Source organism: Gloeothece verrucosa PCC 7822, from assembly GCF_000147335.1.
GTDB classification, from domain to species: Bacteria; Cyanobacteriota; Cyanobacteriia; order Cyanobacteriales; family Microcystaceae; genus Gloeothece; species Gloeothece verrucosa.
This window is the reverse complement of the sequence record NC_014501.1, coordinates 356,562-372,519: the sequence shown is the minus strand read 5'-3', so window position 1 is coordinate 372,519 and position 15,958 is coordinate 356,562. Positions and strand designations below refer to the sequence as shown.

The 15,958-nt window shown below is 39.6% G+C and carries 19 protein-coding genes; 16 read left to right on the top strand and 3 right to left on the bottom strand.

The genetic code is table 11. From position 1 onward, the window contains the following. The first annotated feature begins 5 nt into the window (after nt 1-5). From CYAN7822_RS01655 to CYAN7822_RS01640, 4 genes are all read left to right on the top strand, one after another. Nucleotides 6-1,550 carry a site-2 protease family protein gene (locus tag CYAN7822_RS01655; protein WP_013320498.1) on the top strand — a complete coding sequence of 515 codons (1,545 nt, stop codon included), beginning with the start codon at nt 6-8 and terminating at the stop codon, nt 1,548-1,550. A gap of 97 nt (nt 1,551-1,647) precedes the next feature. Then, nucleotides 1,648-1,944, top strand: coding sequence for a hypothetical protein (locus CYAN7822_RS01650; protein WP_013320497.1), 297 nt, complete (start codon nt 1,648-1,650; stop codon nt 1,942-1,944). Between the two features lie 28 nt (nt 1,945-1,972). Then, nucleotides 1,973-3,304, top strand: coding sequence for an MFS transporter (locus tag CYAN7822_RS01645; protein WP_013320496.1), 1,332 nt, complete (start codon nt 1,973-1,975; stop codon nt 3,302-3,304). 60 nt (nt 3,305-3,364) lie between these two features. Then, nucleotides 3,365-4,060, top strand: coding sequence for an SDR family oxidoreductase (locus tag CYAN7822_RS01640; protein ID WP_013320495.1), 696 nt, complete (start codon nt 3,365-3,367; stop codon nt 4,058-4,060). Here the strand turns inward: CYAN7822_RS01640 and CYAN7822_RS01635 are convergent. Then, nucleotides 4,057-4,884, bottom strand: coding sequence for an SDR family oxidoreductase (locus CYAN7822_RS01635; protein WP_013320494.1), 828 nt, complete (start codon nt 4,882-4,884; stop codon nt 4,057-4,059). The genes CYAN7822_RS01640 and CYAN7822_RS01635 overlap by 4 nt on opposite strands. A 369-nt stretch (nt 4,885-5,253) precedes the next feature. On the opposite strand from CYAN7822_RS01635, the gene CYAN7822_RS01630 reads away from it, so the two are divergent. The 10 genes from CYAN7822_RS01630 (at nt 5,254) to CYAN7822_RS01585 (ending at nt 12,670) form a co-directional block, all read left to right on the top strand. After that, nucleotides 5,254-5,979 (top strand): V4R domain-containing protein, encoded by a 726-nt coding sequence (locus CYAN7822_RS01630; protein ID WP_013320493.1) that lies wholly within the window; start codon nt 5,254-5,256, stop codon nt 5,977-5,979. Then, a complete protein-coding gene (locus CYAN7822_RS34295; RefSeq protein ID WP_013320492.1) occupies nt 5,976-6,350 on the top strand; it encodes a hypothetical protein in 375 nt (124 codons plus the stop codon). The genes CYAN7822_RS01630 and CYAN7822_RS34295 overlap by 4 nt, the downstream gene beginning before the upstream one ends. 10 nt (nt 6,351-6,360) lie before the next feature. Next, nucleotides 6,361-6,840, top strand: a complete 480-nt coding sequence (locus CYAN7822_RS01620) for a globin family protein (RefSeq protein ID WP_013320491.1) — start codon at nt 6,361-6,363, stop codon at nt 6,838-6,840. Between the two features lie 9 nt (nt 6,841-6,849). Next, complete coding sequence (locus CYAN7822_RS01615; RefSeq protein ID WP_013320490.1) at nt 6,850-7,524, top strand: V4R domain-containing protein; 675 nt, start codon at nt 6,850-6,852, stop codon at nt 7,522-7,524. A 33-nt stretch (nt 7,525-7,557) separates the two neighbouring features. Continuing rightward, nucleotides 7,558-8,040 (top strand): 2Fe-2S iron-sulfur cluster-binding protein, encoded by a 483-nt coding sequence (locus CYAN7822_RS01610; RefSeq protein WP_013320489.1) that lies wholly within the window; start codon nt 7,558-7,560, stop codon nt 8,038-8,040. 33 nt (nt 8,041-8,073) lie between these two features. Next, complete coding sequence (locus tag CYAN7822_RS01605; RefSeq protein WP_013320488.1) at nt 8,074-8,541, top strand: globin family protein; 468 nt, start codon at nt 8,074-8,076, stop codon at nt 8,539-8,541. A gap of 35 nt (nt 8,542-8,576) precedes the next feature. Beyond that, a complete protein-coding gene (locus tag CYAN7822_RS01600; protein WP_013320487.1) occupies nt 8,577-8,912 on the top strand; it encodes a 2Fe-2S iron-sulfur cluster-binding protein in 336 nt (111 codons plus the stop codon). Between the two features lie 58 nt (nt 8,913-8,970). Then, the gene (locus tag CYAN7822_RS01595; protein WP_013320486.1) at nt 8,971-9,906 is read left to right on the top strand and encodes a tetratricopeptide repeat protein; all 936 of its coding nucleotides are present in this window, start codon (nt 8,971-8,973) and stop codon (nt 9,904-9,906) included. A gap of 140 nt (nt 9,907-10,046) precedes the next feature. Continuing rightward, the gene (sppA, locus tag CYAN7822_RS01590) at nt 10,047-11,846 is read left to right on the top strand and encodes a signal peptide peptidase SppA (protein ID WP_013320485.1); all 1,800 of its coding nucleotides are present in this window, start codon (nt 10,047-10,049) and stop codon (nt 11,844-11,846) included. Between the two features lie 335 nt (nt 11,847-12,181). Continuing rightward, nucleotides 12,182-12,670, top strand: coding sequence for a cyclic di-GMP-binding domain-containing protein, MshE-related (locus tag CYAN7822_RS01585; protein WP_013320484.1), 489 nt, complete (start codon nt 12,182-12,184; stop codon nt 12,668-12,670). A 17-nt stretch (nt 12,671-12,687) separates the two neighbouring features. On the opposite strand, the gene rnc is transcribed toward CYAN7822_RS01585, so the two are convergent. Beyond that, entirely contained in the window at nt 12,688-13,374 is a 687-nt protein-coding gene (gene rnc, locus CYAN7822_RS01580; protein ID WP_013320483.1) for a ribonuclease III, read from the bottom strand. A gap of 355 nt (nt 13,375-13,729) precedes the next feature. Between rnc and CYAN7822_RS01575 the strand changes: the two genes are divergently transcribed. Continuing rightward, the gene (locus tag CYAN7822_RS01575) at nt 13,730-13,918 is read left to right on the top strand and encodes a CPXCG motif-containing cysteine-rich protein (RefSeq protein WP_013320482.1); all 189 of its coding nucleotides are present in this window, start codon (nt 13,730-13,732) and stop codon (nt 13,916-13,918) included. A 22-nt stretch (nt 13,919-13,940) separates the two neighbouring features. On the opposite strand, the gene CYAN7822_RS01570 is transcribed toward CYAN7822_RS01575, so the two are convergent. Further along, a complete protein-coding gene (locus CYAN7822_RS01570; RefSeq protein ID WP_013320481.1) occupies nt 13,941-14,723 on the bottom strand; it encodes an HAD family hydrolase in 783 nt (260 codons plus the stop codon). A 320-nt stretch (nt 14,724-15,043) separates the two neighbouring features. On the opposite strand from CYAN7822_RS01570, the gene CYAN7822_RS01565 reads away from it, so the two are divergent. After that, a complete protein-coding gene (locus tag CYAN7822_RS01565; RefSeq protein WP_013320480.1) occupies nt 15,044-15,958 on the top strand; it encodes a YihY/virulence factor BrkB family protein in 915 nt (304 codons plus the stop codon).

Here is a 15,958-nt window from a genome sequence, read left to right as displayed (position 1 = left end):
TCACAATGTTTAATGCTTCTGAGACGACTGCCATTATTGTTATTCTCCTAGCTGCTGTAGGAATTCTCGCTTGGGGCTATATGAGAGCAAAAACCTTCGGTAAACTAGGAGTATTAGCCTGGTTACAATCTGTTGTTCTCATGGGTCCTTGGCTAGTGTTTTTCGGTCTATTTGCAGCAGGGATATACTTAAATTTGGTGGGCATTCTTTCGCTTTTAGTCGGCTCAGTTATAGTTTATATTTATCTGGGCAAACGTCTTAGGGCTGAGGGCCAAGATACTATTCTACGAGAACGAGCAGCCCAACGGCTCAAAGAACAACAAGAACAAGCAATTCAAGCCAGTGGCGAACCAGTTTCCCACCCCAATCAATCTTTAGAAAACAAGTTACCTTCAGCAGAATTACCTTTAACGATCATCGCCGAAGTTTTACCCATTCCTGAAGAAGACCTTAAGGTCATGCAAGGAATTTTTGGCATTGATACTTTTTTTGTCACGGAGACGATTTCTTATCAAGAAGGAGCTATTTTTAAAGGGAATTTACGAGGAGAGCCGGACCTCGTTCACGCTCGTCTTTCAGAAAAACTAGAATCTCATTTCCAAGACAAATATAGATTGTTCCTTGTGGAGGGTTCTGAAGGTAAACCGGTGGTGATTATTCTTCCTAGCAGTGATGACCCCCAACCCTCAACCCTAGCTCAGAAAAATTTAGCTTTAGTTCTGTTGATTGCTACCATTGCCACCAGTTTAGAAGCCTCTAGTATTTTACTCGGATTTGATTTATTTAATAATTTAGGTCGCTATCAAGAAGCTATTCCCCTCAGTCTGGGAATATGGGGCATATTAGCCGCTCATGAAATCGGTCATCGACTAATCGCTAAACGCTATAATATTCGCCTGAGTATTCCCTTTTTTCTGCCCACCTGGCAAATTGGCTCTTTTGGGGCTATTACTCGCTTTGAGTCTTTAGTGCCTAACCGTAATGTTCTTTTTGATATTACTTTTGCCGGACCGGCTTTAGGGGGACTGGTATCTTTAATATTTCTCGTGATTGGTTTAGTGTTATCTCATCAGGGGAGTCTGTTTCAAGTTCCCACACGCTTTTTCCAAGGGTCAATTTTAGTGGGATCTTTGGCGCGAGTGGTTTTAGGTGATGCCCTACAAAACTCCTTAATTGATGTTCATCCTTTAACCATTATTGGTTGGTTAGGTTTGATTATTAATGCTTTAAATTTACTGCCGGCTGGACAATTAGATGGGGGACGCATTGTTCAAGCTATCTATGGTCGTAAAACCGCCAGACGCGCCACCATCGCTACCCTAGTGATTTTGGGAATTGTGGCTTTAGTCAATCCGGCTAATCCAGTTCCTTTGTATTGGGCAATTTTAATCCTGTTTTTACAACGAGATTTAGAACGCCCAACCCTCAATGAATTAAGCGAACCCGATGATACCCGCGCCGCTTGGGGTTTGTTGGTACTGTTTTTGATGTTGGCCACCTTAATTCCTTTAAGTCCCGCTTTAGCAGGGCGTTTGGGAATCGGCGGCTAAAGATCACACTGATTGCCGTACCTATTGCTAAATTGCCACGTTAACATATAAAAGTTGTGCAATTTTCAACCCATAGGGTACTTGTAGGTAATTATTCATGGGCACTGATGATCGTAAAAAGCGTATTTTAGCTCATCTGGCAAAAAGTACAGATGGGATCAAGTATGGAACTTCCAAAACCAGTTCGGTGAGTGATTCGACTCCATCGGTAGAATTGCCGCCTCCACCGCCCATCCCTCAACCTGTTGTACCCCCTCCTCTATCTCCCAAGAGTCGGAAAAGACAGGTGATTGATCATGTAAAAAACAGCAGTGGAGATTTTGGAGATTTTTCCTTTGGTTCAGAAAAACGCAAACAAAAAATTAGCGAGCATTTGCGTAAAAGTCTGAGTTAAAACTTTAACAATTACAAGTATTGTAGAGATGTTGCCTCCAACGTCTCTACCTCAATTATCGTTGGATTCTCAGGCAGGAAATATGTTTAAAATTGAAGACAAAATAATTATAAAGCAGCCTTCTTTTTTTATTCCTAGTCTCTATTTTGCTGAAGGACTTCCTTATATTATTATTAATACTGTATCAGTAATTATTTATAAAAATCTCGGCATCGATAACGGAAAAATTGCCTTTTGGACAAGTCTTCTCTATTTGCCTTGGGTTTTAAAAATGTTTTGGAGTCCCTGGGTTGAGTGCTACTCGACAAAAAGAAATTGGATTTTATTGACTCAGTTAACAATGACGGGTTGTTTAGCACTATTAGCTTTCTCTTTGCATCTAAACGATTTTTTTGGGGTGTCTCTGTTGATTTTAACCCTAGGGGCCTTCGTTTCAGCCACTCATGATATTGCTGCCGACGGCTTTTATCTACTTGCTTTGAATCCTCAGCAACAAGCCGTATTTGCTGGTATTCGCTCGATTTTTTATCGAGGAGCCGTTATTTTTGGCTCAGGATTTTTAGTGTTTTTAACCGGTTATTTAGCTGAAAAATCCGGGAATATCCGCTTAAGTTGGACAGTATCTCTCGGAGTCTCGGCTATGGTTTTTGCCCTAATTTTTATTTATCATCAATTCAGTTTGCCCTATCCCCCACAAGATAGTTTTGTCTCTTCCTCCAAACGCTTATCAAAAAATGCTTTTTTAGAGATTATAACTTCTTACTTTCGTCAACCTAAAATAGGAGCCATTATTGGGTTTATTTTATTATATCGCTTTGGCGAAGCTATGTTGCTTAAATTAGCCGCTCCATTTTTTTTAGATAAGCCAGCCCAAGGAGGATTAGGTTTAAGTACAAGCGATGTCGGCTTGATCTATGGAACTTTTGGCGTTTTAGCTTTAATTATCGGAGGAATTTTCGGAGGAATAATTGTAGCTAAATATGGCTTAAAAAAGACAATTTTACCTTTAGCAATTTCCCTTAATGCCCCCAACCTTTTCTATGTCTATATGGCAGTAAATCATCCGCCTTTACCGGTTATTTATTTATTAGTTGCCCTAGAGCAATTAGGTTATGGAATGGGATTTACGGCTTTTATGATCTATTTAATGAAAATTGCCGCTAATCATTATCAAACTTCCCATTATGCCATTTCAACCGGTATTATGGCTTTAGGTATGATGCTCCCGGGTTTAATCAGTGGTTATATTCAACAAGCGATAGGTTATCCCCTCTTTTTTACCTTAGTTTGTGGACTGGGTTTATTAGGAATAGCCAGTATCTTTTTTCTGCCTTGGCATGAAGAAAATCAAACAGATTGACTACTGTGGACAAGGCAAAAAAACCTTAAACTATTAAATAAAGGTAACTGTGACTTATTTATGAATAAAAAACTCACAAATCAACTAATTGTTATCACCGGTGTCACTAAAGGACTCGGGCGAGCCATGCTTGATCAATTTATAGCATTAGGACATACTGTCATTGGCTGTGGACGCTCTAAAGCAGAAATTAAGAATCTTTGTGAACTTTATCCTTCTCATCACTTTGCCGTTGTGGATGTAACCCAGGGTACCGAAGTCCAACAATGGGCTAATCAAGTGATCAAAAATTTAGGCACACCGGACTATTTAATTAATAATGCCGCTATTATTAATCGTACAGCCGCTTTATGGGATATTTCTGAGGCCGAATTCTCCCAATTAATTGATATTAATATTAAAGGGGTAGCCAATACCATTCGGGCTTTTCTTCCAGCTATGCTCGATAAAAAAGCAGGAATGATCATTAATTTTTCTTCAGAGTGGGGACGTTCTACCTCTCCCGAGGTGGCTCCTTATTGTGCCTCAAAATGGGCCATAGAAGGTTTGTCTCAAACCTTATCTCAAGAAGTGCCGGCGGGCATAGGCGTTATTGCCTTAAATCCAGGAATTATTAATACTCAAATGCTACAAAGTTGTTGGGGACAAGAGGCTGTTCATTATCCCACTCCTGAACAATGGGCTAAGAACGCTGTCCCTTTTATTTTAAGCCTCAATAGTCAAAATAATGGTCAGTCTTTGAGCGTGAACGATTAAAACTCGGTTTCAGGATGAATTAACTCTAACCCTGCCGCTTTAAGTTTTTTATTAGATAAACGGAGATTATAGGCGCGTGTATAAGATTGTGAACTATCCCAATTAATCAAAGGAAGTCCATGAGCATCAAACAAGCGCCGATAAAATTCACGTCTAATCATCGGCGTATCATCGGCTAAATGGTAAATCCCCTCTAATTGTTTCTCTTGAATTAATTTGATCGCCCCAACAATATCATCTAAGTGAACCCAATTAGTATAATCTTCGCCATTACCCGGACGAGTCGTTCCTGCCCAAGAACGAAAAATATTAATTAATTCTCTTTTCGGGCCATAGATTCCTGCTAGACGCAAAATACAGAGTTTTAATGGCTCTTGAAGCCCGGATAATAAGGCTTGTTCCGTTTCTAGTAACGCCTCGCCATTTTCATTAATGGGTGCTACGGCTGTCGTTTCATCGATCCATGCGCCCTGTTTATTTCCCAATACCGCATAACTCGCCGTATAAATAACTTGTTTAACCGTTTGATTTTCTTTTAAGGCCATGACTAAATTTTTAGCGGTTTTTAGATAAGTCTCTCGATAACCCTCAGCACTGCGGTTTCTAGCCGCTACACTGAGTAAAATTACCTCAGTATCGGCAGTAACTTGCGCTAGAGTGTCTGGGTTATCTCCCTTAAAGAGGACCACTCGTAAGCCGAGGTTCTCTAAATCGGGGATTTTTTCGGGGGTTGTAGTGGTGGCTGTAACTTCGTGTCCGCAAGCAGTCCAAATAGAGGCGATCACACTTCCTACATAGCCGCAGCCAATGATTGCTATTTTCATTTTTTTCTGCTAGTAACTCATGAGTCAGTTAGCAAAGATCTTACCCTACTCAGTTAAAAACTAAAAATTTGGCGAATAAGCTCGAAAAAAAATTATAATGATCATCAAGATTTCGCGCTAATGATTAATATTAATTTTTATAAATTTTAATTGAAAACCGTAACAATTTAGCCCCTTGTGGGGGAGTTTTCAGAAAAACACATATCTCTAACCATTTTTACTCAAAAAAACCCTCCCAAAAAATACGGAAATTTTTACTTAATTCAGGGGACTGAGGAAATGATCTCAGTAATTTTACCATGTTTATTTTTTATCAAAAAAATCTAAAATAATGATCAAAGAATACCATGAGATGAGGGTTATCATTCTATGGTTTTTATTTCCAAAAAACCGGGTATCCAGCAAATTCAAAAGTTCAACAGAATCGAACCGCCTTTAAAAAAGAAATATCCTAAAAAGCACGATCACTTCGGCTTAGATGAATTTTTCTATTTTAATACTGAGTCCGGTTCAATTACCGACTGGAACAGATGCCGTAATATTTTAACCAGTGAAGACTTTATTATTGGTTTAATAGAAGGATTAGAAGAAGAAGTTGGCAACGCTTCAGGGGTTGTCATGTACCAAATTGGTAAGCAATGGGGATTGAGAGACGCTGAGTTTTTCAAAGGCTGGTTTGACGAAGAATATGAATATGATATGCCCCTGAGCGACATGAACATTTCTTATGTTTTAGAAGCTTGGTGGTGGCCTTTTACAACCCAAGGATGGGGCAACTGGGATATTGACTTAAGTGAGCAAAAAAATGGTTTCATGTTCGTCAATATTTATGATTCCGCAGTGGCTCGAACATTAGGAGATGTGGGAAAACCGGTTTGTCATATTTACGCAGGTCTAATGGCAGGATTTTTTAGCAGCCTAATTCAAAAAGAACTCAGTTGTATCGAAATTCAGTGCTATTCTATGGGAGAAACTTTCTGTAAGTTTCTTTTGGGGAAAAAAGACCGCATTGATGCTGCGACCTTCTGGCAAAACGAAGGTGCCACAGCAAAAGATATAGAAAAACGGTTGGTTAATGGAGAATATCTCAAATGATGAGTGTCACTGTTTGGGGATCTTTGAAAGTTGATGAATTCTTTAACAATTACAATTGGTCTGGTCAGCCGGTAAATGCCCCATCAACTGAGACAGCATTGGGAACAGTAGAAACTTGGTTCTCTCTTACGGTAGAGAAATTTTTCCAACAAAATAACTGGTCAGGTGTAGGCAAGCAGAATACAGTGGCCTGTTACCCGGCAACCAACGTCTCTCAATCATTACTAATGCCTGTGGGGCAATTTTTCCAATGGGGGACATGGAAAGGTCTAAAAGAAGCGGCTGTGGTATCGAAACCTCCCTCTAAATCACAAACATCTATTTCCAACTCGCACAAATATAACTTAAACGACCTATCAGATTTATTCTAAAAAAACCGCCATGCAAACAGATTTAGCCAATCTATTTTATGCCGCCCAAGATCATTATCTGTCTGAGGGCGAAGTGACAACCTTTAAAGAACAAGTCGAGATTTTACGGCGGCGCGTAGAAATTTACGAATGCTTACGAGACCGAGAACTAGAAATCTTTCAACCCGTCGCCAATCAACTTTCTGAAGCCTTTAGTCAAGAAAATCCTAAAACTCTTGAACTAGCGCTAAAACATTGGATAGCTGTGATGCGTTATAGTGCCATGGCCACACTACTCAACAATCCTGAATATTTACAACATCGTCTCCTAGAGTGGCTAACCGACATCATCTCCGCGCACTCCTTGCAAGAAATAGAAACCTATCTCTATGAGTTTTTAAAATTCAGACTGGCAGAAATTTTAACCCTAGAGCAACTCGCCTTGCTCAATCCTTATTTAGAACTGGCAAAAGATACCCTTCTCAAGTCTACAGCAGACGCGATGATATAGGAGATTACCATGATAGACGTTAGTCAATTACTTGCAGACGATTCGCGCGGTAACTATTTCTCTCCCGATGCCTATTTACAAGGAGATATAGAGTTTGGCGTGATTGAAAACCGTAGTGGTTCTCGTCTGTTGGCCATTCCGGAAACCTTATTAGAGGGACTCCATGCCGCCTTAGATGAAGAAATAGGCATCGGTTCTCAAGTGGTTCTCTACAGTTGCGGTCGCTGGTGGGGAAAAAGTTTTTATAGACGTTTGTCGGAAGAACTAGAAGCCTATTATGGCAAACCGCTTGCTCAAATGGAAATGATTGAATTCCTGCAATGCTTGAAAGAATGCTGGAAAGCTCATGGATGGGGCATTCTCGATATAGACCTCAAATATTATCAGCAGGGATTTTTAGTCATCAAGATTGGAAACTCTCCTTTTGCCGAAACCGCTATGGCTAATAACCGTCCGGCCTGTTTTATAGAAGCCGGAGTCTTGAGTGCCTTTTTCAGTCAATTGACCGGACAGGCCTTACATTGCACTCAAACCGCCTGTGAGTCAATGGGAGCAGAGGCAAATTGTTTTGTCCTCGGTTTAGAGGAGCGGCTCAAAATCGTTTTAGCATGGTTAGAAGAAGGTCATGACCATGCCACAATTATGGAATTGCTCTGTCGCAACCAACCTTCCATCGAGCTATAAAACCCAAATTTTCAGGATAAGGAGGATTAACAAGTGGCCAAAATTGTCAAGCTTGACCCCCTCGATCAAGAAGTATCCATTCAAACCAATGATAACGTCATGTCGGCTCTGTTAAAGGGGGAATTGCACGTTTTACAAGAATGTGGTGGACGGGGAATGTGTTCCACTTGTCATATTTATATTAAGGGAGGTATGGACAGTTTATCTCCCCTCAACCGCCGAGAAATGCGAACCCTAGAAGTGATCACAACCGCCAATCAATATTCTCGTTTAGCTTGTCAGGCGAGGGTTATCGGTCCTGGGGTGGTGGTGGAAGTTCCAGAAGGGATGTATCTCGATGAAATTGAAAATATTGAAGATTTAATTGGTCGTCGAGCCGAACAAGATATCCTCCATCCTCTCAATGGCAAAGTATTAGTGGAAAAGGGAAAATTGATTACCCGTTCGATGATTAGTCAACTTGAAAGTACCAAAGTGGAAGTCTCGGAATTTTTTGCTCAAACCCGAGATGCTTAAACTTTCCTACTGCACTATTAAGGATGTAAGCAAATGTTAAAGCAAATTGCTAATTTATGTTTAGAAAGTGACGGGCGTTATGCCACTGCTGGAGAGTTACAGTTTTTGAAAGACTATTTAGACTCTGTGGAAGTGCGTATTAGTGGTTATGAAAAAATACGAGATCAGGAAAATGAAATTCTCGAGGCATTAGATAAAACCTTACTAGAACATAAGGAAGCTTGTTTCGTTGGCACCCGAGATATTACCACCAGAATTCACAACGATATGATTATGCAGCTACGCCATTCGGCGGCATCTATGTTGATGGGTGACTTAGATCGAATTCGGGAAGCGATGTTAATTTGGTTTCAAACTATTGCCCGCTCTTTTGCCTTTCAAAAACAAGCTGGTATTACGTTTTACTTACTTCAAGATGTGATTAAACCCTATCTAACTCCCCAAGAAGCCGATTTAATTTTGCCGATTATTCAACTTGATCAAGTGGTGATAGGTAGCTAAAAAATAATTTTTAATCCTTAACGAGGCAACGGATCATGAGCAGTATTACTAAAAGCGAAGAAACTTTCACCGTTACATTAATTAACGACAAAAAAGAAATTAATAAAAAAATTCTCGTCAGAGAAGATGAATTTATTCTCGACGTGGCAGAACAAAAAGAGATTAAGTTACCTTATTCTTGCCGGGCTGGTGCTTGTTTTGACTGTTTAGGTAAAGTCATTAGCGGCAAAGTAGAACAAACTGAAAAAGCTCTCGAATTCCTAAAACCCGATGAGCTAAAAGCCGGTTATATTCTTCTGTGCGCGGCTTCTCCTCGTTCGGATTGTGTGATCCAAACTCACCAAGTAGAGGAATTATTTGGAGAAGACTAAGGTTAAATAGCGGCTAAAAAAAACCGAAAAGATTGAGACTATAAGGAATTTTCAGACTATGGAAGAACAACCGATTACTAATCCAATTGAACCAACAAACGAGAATGATAGCGTCTCTAAAACGGCTTCAAATGCTAATATTTTCGATGCGGTTTCTGTGGTAGCGGCTATTGGCGGCGCTGTGGCTTCTCTGGTCACTCAACAAGTGGCTGTGGTGGCTTTTCCTTTAGCCCTATCAGTGGGAGTTCATGTCTTGAATCGTAGACAGTCTATCAATGCTCTACAACAGCATTTTGAAAATAGGGTTTTAGCACAAAACCTCCATATTGTTAAAACCGAAGAAAAATTACTAGCATTAGAGCAAACATTAGGACAATTTAAACAAGAAACTTGGCTGGCTTTAGAGGTACAGCAGCAAGACCACAACAAGGCTAATCAAGAGTTATCTGAAGAAATTAATCAACTGCAAAAACAGACTTCAACTTTAGAGGAATTTACTCAATCTATAGAGTCTAAAGAACAACAGTTAACCGCAGTAGTAGAAGAACTAAGACAGCTAGAAAACTACTCTCAAGCTTTGCGTGCTGAACCTAGTGCAGCAGAAGTCCATTATCAACGAGGAGTTAGCCATCAACGTCTTGGGGATAAACTCGGAGCGATCGAGGATTATTCGGATGCGATACGCCTTGATTCTAAATATGCTCAAGCCTATCATAGTCGAGGTATTCTCTATGCCGAATTAGGTAAGCGTAAATTAGCGGTGGATGATCTACGTACAGCTTCTAAATTGTACTTTGAACAAGGGGATATCGACAGTTATCAAAAAGCACGAGACCTCGGTAAGGAATTTTACGATCTGCGAGATGTGATGGAAGAACAAGTGACTGTTAATGCTGAGAACATAACCGAACCATCGGACTCTCCAACAGAAAACAAGGGGAAAGCTAAGTTTAAACCCTTATCATCCGTGTCAGTAGAGCGGCTATTTGCCTAAAAATTAACGGTTTTTTCAATCTTTGCTCCTCTGCGCGGGCTTTTTGCCCGCCTTATTTCTTAGGGATCATTAGCCAGAGCGGCTTGATCAAAGCTACCATAGGATAAGTCTTTAACTTAACATTCATCCTCATAAATCAGATGGGTCAATTTATCAAACAAATCTTTGCCAGTTTAATTGGAACTGTGGCTGGACTAATGCTATTTTTGGCAGTAGGAGCAAGCGGCTTGGTTCTATTATTGGTATCTGCCGCTATGCAGGAAAATGTCCCCACCGTCAAAGATAAATCTTTCCTAGTATTTGACCTATCGATGCAGATTAAGGACACAAAACCCCCCTCAACCCTCAGTCAAGCTTTGCAAAATGACGAGACGGTAACTATGACTCTGCGTTCTTTGCTCAATGTCGTCGAAAAAGCCAGCAAAGATTCACGAATTATGGGGATATTTATTGATGGTAGAGGGGTAGAAGCCGATAATGGATATGCGACTTTAAGCGAAGTTCGTAAGGCTTTAGAAGATTTTCGGGCGGCGGGTAAGAAAATCGTTTTTTATGATGTAGATTTAGATGAAAAAAAATATTTTTTGGCATCAGTGGCCGATCAAGTGGTTCTCAATCCGATGGGAATGATGGAACTCAATGGTATAGGCGTTCAACCGATGTTTTTAGCAGGCGCATTAAAAAAATATGGCATTGGTGTGCAAGTGGTGCGAGTGGGTGAATATAAATCGGCTGTTGAACCCTATATTCGTCAAGATTTAAGTCCGGCAAACCGTCTTCAAACACAAGTTCTTTTAAATGATCTTTGGGCTAATTTTTTAACAACGGTGTCCAGTAGCCGCAAGATTAGCGCGACGAAGTTACAAGATATCGCTGATAATCAAGGGGTTTTAATGCCAAAAGAAGCGGAAAAACTGGGATTAGTGGATCGAGTGGCTTATTTTGATGAAGTGTTAGCGGACCTCAAAAAGCAAACCGGACAAACCAGCGCAGATGACAAAACTTTTGCTCAAATTTCTCTGTCTACCTATGCTGAAGGTTTGCTCAACGAGAATCAAGCTTCTACTAATCAAATTGCGGTGGTTTATGCCGATGGGGAAATTGTCGATGGAGAAGGGACAGTTAATAATATTGGCGGTGAACGTTTTGCCAAAGAGTTACGCAAGATTAGGCAAGACCCCAATATTAAAGCAGTGGTTTTACGGGTTAATAGTCCTGGAGGAAGTGCCACCGCTTCAGAAATTATTGGGCGCGAGATTCATTTGATTAGTCAGCAAAAACCCATCGTTGTCTCTATGGGAAATGTGGCGGCCAGTGGCGGCTATTGGATTTCAGCCGGGGCGAGTCATATTTTTGCTGAACCTAGTACCATTACTGGGTCGATCGGCGTATTTGGATTGTTATTTAATATCCAAAAGATTGCTAATGATAATGGGGTTAGTTGGGATGTCATTAAAACAGCAAAATTAGCGGATATAAATACCTCAACCCGCCCGAAAACCGAACAAGAGTTAGCGATTTATAAGCGGTCTGTGGGACAAGTTTATAATTTATTTATTGAGAAAGTTTCCCAATCGCGCAATTTATCCCCAGAAAAAGTTCGCGAAATTGCTCAGGGCAGAGTTTGGTCCGGACAAGATGCGAAAAAAATTGGCTTAGTGGATGAACTCGGCGGCTTAGAGGCTGCCATTGACTATGCGGCTAAACAGGCTAATTTAGGCAAGAATTGGACTATTCAAGAATATCCCAGTCGCCGCACTTTTGAATCGGTTATCCTAGAAAAGCTTTTTCAAACTAAAATACAAGACTCTTTGACACCCCCGCCGGATGTTTTAACGGCTGAAACCTTGAAGTTAAAAAAAGAGTTAACCGTGTTTCAAATGTTTAATGACCCTCGGGGAGCTTATGCTTATTTACCGTTTAATTGGCAGATTAAATAACTAAGGTATGGTGGGAGTTTTTCGGGCAATTACATATCACTATTAAATAAATTTTACATCTATCCTAAGATAGATAAAAAAAGTTTACAATTTTACCTATAGGGTTTCCTTGTTGGGTGTAAGTACCTGGACACTCTAGAGAGCTTCTCTGTCCCCGCGCTCCGGTAAAACTCTCCCAACTCTTACCCATTGCCCTTTCCCCCTTCCCTTTCCCCCTTCCCCCGTCCCCCGTATTTATGGTGGGTGATATAAATTACTCTTTCATTGGGAATAATAACCGTAAGATTGTGTTAAAAGTACGCTAAGAACCTTGTCAATTGCTGCTGGAGAAAATCATGATTACCAAAAAACCTACCAACAAACGCCTTGGGGAAATTTTACGACAAGCAAACCTTGTTTCATCTAGCCAACTTGAAGAAGCACTCTCAGAACAATCTCAAACTCATAACCGTATAGGAGATATTTTAGTAAGACGGGGTTGGGTTAAGCGAGAAACCGCCGATTTTTTTGCTACACATTGGGCAAATCTAGTTAATGAAACTGAAAAACCCCTAAAACAGCCTTTAGGGCATTATCTCAAAGAAGCGGGCTTGTTGGATGATGAGCAAATTAACACAATTATTAGTGAACAAGACCAAGGTAAACTTTGGGTACGCTTAGGAGCATCAGCCGCTCTTAAAGGATGGCTCAAACAAAGTACAGTCGATTTTTTTGTCGAGCATTTGTTTCCTGAACAGGCTAGTGATTCCCCTTTCACTAAGGCAAAATCTTCTCAAAAAACTGCTAAAGGACGACGGTCCTGGTTCTTTTCTCAGATGAAATAAAGGAAAATAGTCTCTCTTCAGCCTAAACCGACCTTTTTCAAAGCTTCCTCTGCTGCCGCTTTGGTTGCTTCTTGTTTGCGACGACCCCGACCAACGCCATAGACTATCCCTTGTACTTTAACTTGAGCAGTAAATTCTTTAGCATGATCAGGTCCTGATTCTTCGATGATGATATATTCAGGATTTTGAGAGAACTCAGCTAAGGCCCATTGCTGAAAGCGGTTTTTGGCATCTAGAAGGTTTTTTGTGGTTGCTACTTCAGATTGAGAAACCATTAAAATATCAGCCACAGATTGAAATAAGGGATGGACAAAATTTCTGACAGCATCAACACCAGCATCGAGATAATAAGCACCGATAATGGCTTCAAAGGTATCACTTAACAGAGCCGGGTTTTCTCGTCCTCCATCTTTAATAGCCCCTTTTCCTAGCCGCATTAACTCTCCAATTCCCAGTTGAACCGCAAATCTTGCTAGTTGTGTCTCATCCACTAATTTCGCTCGCAGACGAGTCAATTGGGCTTCACTTAAATGAGGATAGCGCTGATAGAGAAATTCACCCGCCACAAAGGCCAATATTGCATCGCCGAGAAATTCTAAGCGTTCGTTATGTTCATTGATCCCCGAGTGTTCGTTGATATATGAGCGATGGGTAAGGGCACATAACCAAAGTTGTTGATTTTTAAACGTGGGCAGGTTGAGCATCTTCCGACCATTTTAACTATCCATTATTCATTATCTACAGTTTTCGTCCACCGTAGGCCATGGGGGAGCTATTATTCTTAAAATCTGTCAGGCAAAAGATAGCGGCTGTGGGTAGCCCTTTGCTTGTGCCCTGTTCTCTTTCTTAAGCAAAACTTGTCAATTGTGCAAGAAGTCTAATTATAAAATCTCTTATCTGCTTCTTATTGCTAAAAAGTAGATAAGAGCCAATTCTACATCCCTTTATCTCTCAACAGAGAGCATAATTATTAATATGATTCCCACTAAAGACAAAAAAATTAACTCAAAGTAAAAAAATAATTGTACTATATCTGAGAAGACGATTTTCTGGAGGTTTATGCAAACAACGGCTGAGTATTATTGTGCTTTTTGCGGCGAAGCAAACACAACCTTTATTGATTACAGTGGCGGCTTTGAACAATCCTATATTGAAGATTGTCAAGTCTGTTGCCGTCCCAATATTCTCTATATACGCATTGATGAAGATACCCTAGAGGTAGAAATTGATACTGATTACGAAGAATAATCGGTTACTTCAAAGCTCTTGATTAGGGCCACTTAGCAAACTCTTCGGTAAATTCTTCTAAAGATAACAGTTTAATCTTCGGCTCATGGGCCAGAGAATCTCTAATTGCCTCAGTGTTATATCCCCAAGCGGCTAAGTATAAACTGATGCCTTCTAAATCGGCTGCTTTTTGCACTAATTGAAGCGGTTTTAATAAATCTTCAACAAACCAAATATTTTTCGGAATTTCTGATTTAATTTCTAATATATAGCGTAATGTTTCATATTTTGGGCGTTTAACTTCTTTGCCAAAAATGGCATTTTCTGATAAATTTATTCCCTGTTGCTCTAAAAGTTGTTTGACAAAACGCCCCTCTTTAGTGGTGATAATATACAACTGTGTAGAAGAGTGAAGAACCTTAGATAATTTGTCAATGATCCCCGGATAAAATTGATGAAGTTTTAACCATCCTTGTAAATCAGTACGAATCCATTCATCTCGCACAGCATCTAAAGTTTCAGTAATTTCTTTGGGATTTAAATTTTCTGAACTAATAATTTTTTGACAAATATTTGACCAATTATTAAACATTTCTGTTTCAGGAGTTTCTAAAACTAATGCTCGGATTAAAATTGGCATTTCCCAACCGATTTCTATCACCGGACGGAGGCGGTAAAAACTCGAAGCTAAATCATCAATATTACAAGTTTCAGAACCCCAAATTTTTTGGTAAGTTCGCTTACTGCTTTGGAAATATTCTAACATTCCATCACAGATAACCCCGTCGAAATCTAAAGCTAAAATAGTTGGAGATTGCTTAGACATAGATTATTGCTCAAAACGAGAAAACCCTAACTCAGCATTATATTTTATGATTATACCTTAGACTCTTTTCCCTATCTGCCACCGTAGATACAGCTTCTTAGAACATCTAAGTACCTGGAAATAAATCAGACTCATGCTCACTCTGAAAATGTTTTACGCCGGAAACTCTTTCAAGAGTGCCTAATTTTACAGTTAACTTCTGTTGTCGATGCTACTGATAACCATTCGTTAGCTCAGTCTTAAACGAAAAAATCGACTCTTTAAGGTCTTCAATGATACATTAAAAGCATAACTGACCTAAAACTCCTGTACAATTTGTTATGATTCAGTTTTTGAGAACAAAAATTATTCCATCAAAGATTGTTCAGTTATTAATTCGCACAGTTTTAAAATGGCAGCAAGATCAATGTTTAGAAATGGGAGCGGCTTTATCTTATTATTCGCTGTTTTCCCTTTTTCCAACTTTGTTAGTCATTCTAAGTATTTTTAGCTTTTTTCTCGGGCCGAATACTGAGGCATATAATCAAATTTTGCATTTAGCTAAAGAAGGATTACCCTCGGAGGCATTTCAGATTATTGAAGAAACTTTAATTCACATGAATCAAAGTAGTGTGGGTGCCGGAATAGTTGGCTTTTCCATCTTATTTTTTAGCGCGAGTCAGGCTTTTGATGTTCTGAGCCGCTCCATCAATAAAATTTGGCAAGTTCCCCAAAAATATCATAGCAAAAGAAAGATAATTACGGCACTGCTAAACTTTATTCAAGCTCGAATATTTGCTTTTACTCTTGTGCTTGGAACGGCGGGAATAATTTTACTTTCTTTAATTTTCAATATTCTGACTAAACTTTTACTGTTCCTTTTAGAAAACGTTGCCGCTACTGTCAATTTTATCAAAATCGATAAAGCTTTTTTAGTAGCCAAAATTCAACTCGGAACGACTTTTTTTCTTCTGTTGCTAGTGGTGATGATTTTATTCAAAATTTTACCCTCAACTAAAATTAAATGGAGAGATATTTGGCTCGGCTCATTATTAACAGCAACAAGTCTTTTTTTTCTACAACAATTAGCGAGTAATAGTGTCATCAGAATCGGGACAAGATTTCAATATTATGGTGTGATTGGCGGAGTCATGGTTTTATTGCTTTGGATTTACCTAACCTGTGAAATTTTCTTTTTAGGCAGTGAGTTTACTTTCATTTATGCTCAATTATTTGGGAGTCGTCGTAGTGAGTAA

Coding starts and splice junctions, on each gene's coding strand:
- CYAN7822_RS01655 (WP_013320498.1), top strand. CDS start 6: ATGTTTAATGCTTCTGAGACGACTGCCATTATTGTTATTCTCCTAGCT.
- CYAN7822_RS01650 (WP_013320497.1), top strand. CDS start 1,648: ATGGGCACTGATGATCGTAAAAAGCGTATTTTAGCTCATCTGGCAAAA.
- CYAN7822_RS01645 (WP_013320496.1), top strand. CDS start 1,973: ATGTTGCCTCCAACGTCTCTACCTCAATTATCGTTGGATTCTCAGGCA.
- CYAN7822_RS01640 (WP_013320495.1), top strand. CDS start 3,365: ATGAATAAAAAACTCACAAATCAACTAATTGTTATCACCGGTGTCACT.
- CYAN7822_RS01635 (WP_013320494.1), bottom strand. CDS start 4,884: ATGAAAATAGCAATCATTGGCTGCGGCTATGTAGGAAGTGTGATCGCC.
- CYAN7822_RS01630 (WP_013320493.1), top strand. CDS start 5,254: ATGGTTTTTATTTCCAAAAAACCGGGTATCCAGCAAATTCAAAAGTTC.
- CYAN7822_RS34295 (WP_013320492.1), top strand. CDS start 5,976: ATGATGAGTGTCACTGTTTGGGGATCTTTGAAAGTTGATGAATTCTTT.
- CYAN7822_RS01620 (WP_013320491.1), top strand. CDS start 6,361: ATGCAAACAGATTTAGCCAATCTATTTTATGCCGCCCAAGATCATTAT.
- CYAN7822_RS01615 (WP_013320490.1), top strand. CDS start 6,850: ATGATAGACGTTAGTCAATTACTTGCAGACGATTCGCGCGGTAACTAT.
- CYAN7822_RS01605 (WP_013320488.1), top strand. CDS start 8,074: ATGTTAAAGCAAATTGCTAATTTATGTTTAGAAAGTGACGGGCGTTAT.
- CYAN7822_RS01600 (WP_013320487.1), top strand. CDS start 8,577: ATGAGCAGTATTACTAAAAGCGAAGAAACTTTCACCGTTACATTAATT.
- CYAN7822_RS01595 (WP_013320486.1), top strand. CDS start 8,971: ATGGAAGAACAACCGATTACTAATCCAATTGAACCAACAAACGAGAAT.
- sppA (WP_013320485.1), top strand. CDS start 10,047: ATGGGTCAATTTATCAAACAAATCTTTGCCAGTTTAATTGGAACTGTG.
- CYAN7822_RS01585 (WP_013320484.1), top strand. CDS start 12,182: ATGATTACCAAAAAACCTACCAACAAACGCCTTGGGGAAATTTTACGA.
- rnc (WP_013320483.1), bottom strand. CDS start 13,374: ATGCTCAACCTGCCCACGTTTAAAAATCAACAACTTTGGTTATGTGCC.
- CYAN7822_RS01575 (WP_013320482.1), top strand. CDS start 13,730: ATGCAAACAACGGCTGAGTATTATTGTGCTTTTTGCGGCGAAGCAAAC.
- CYAN7822_RS01570 (WP_013320481.1), bottom strand. CDS start 14,723: ATGTCTAAGCAATCTCCAACTATTTTAGCTTTAGATTTCGACGGGGTT.
- CYAN7822_RS01565 (WP_013320480.1), top strand. CDS start 15,044: ATGATTCAGTTTTTGAGAACAAAAATTATTCCATCAAAGATTGTTCAG.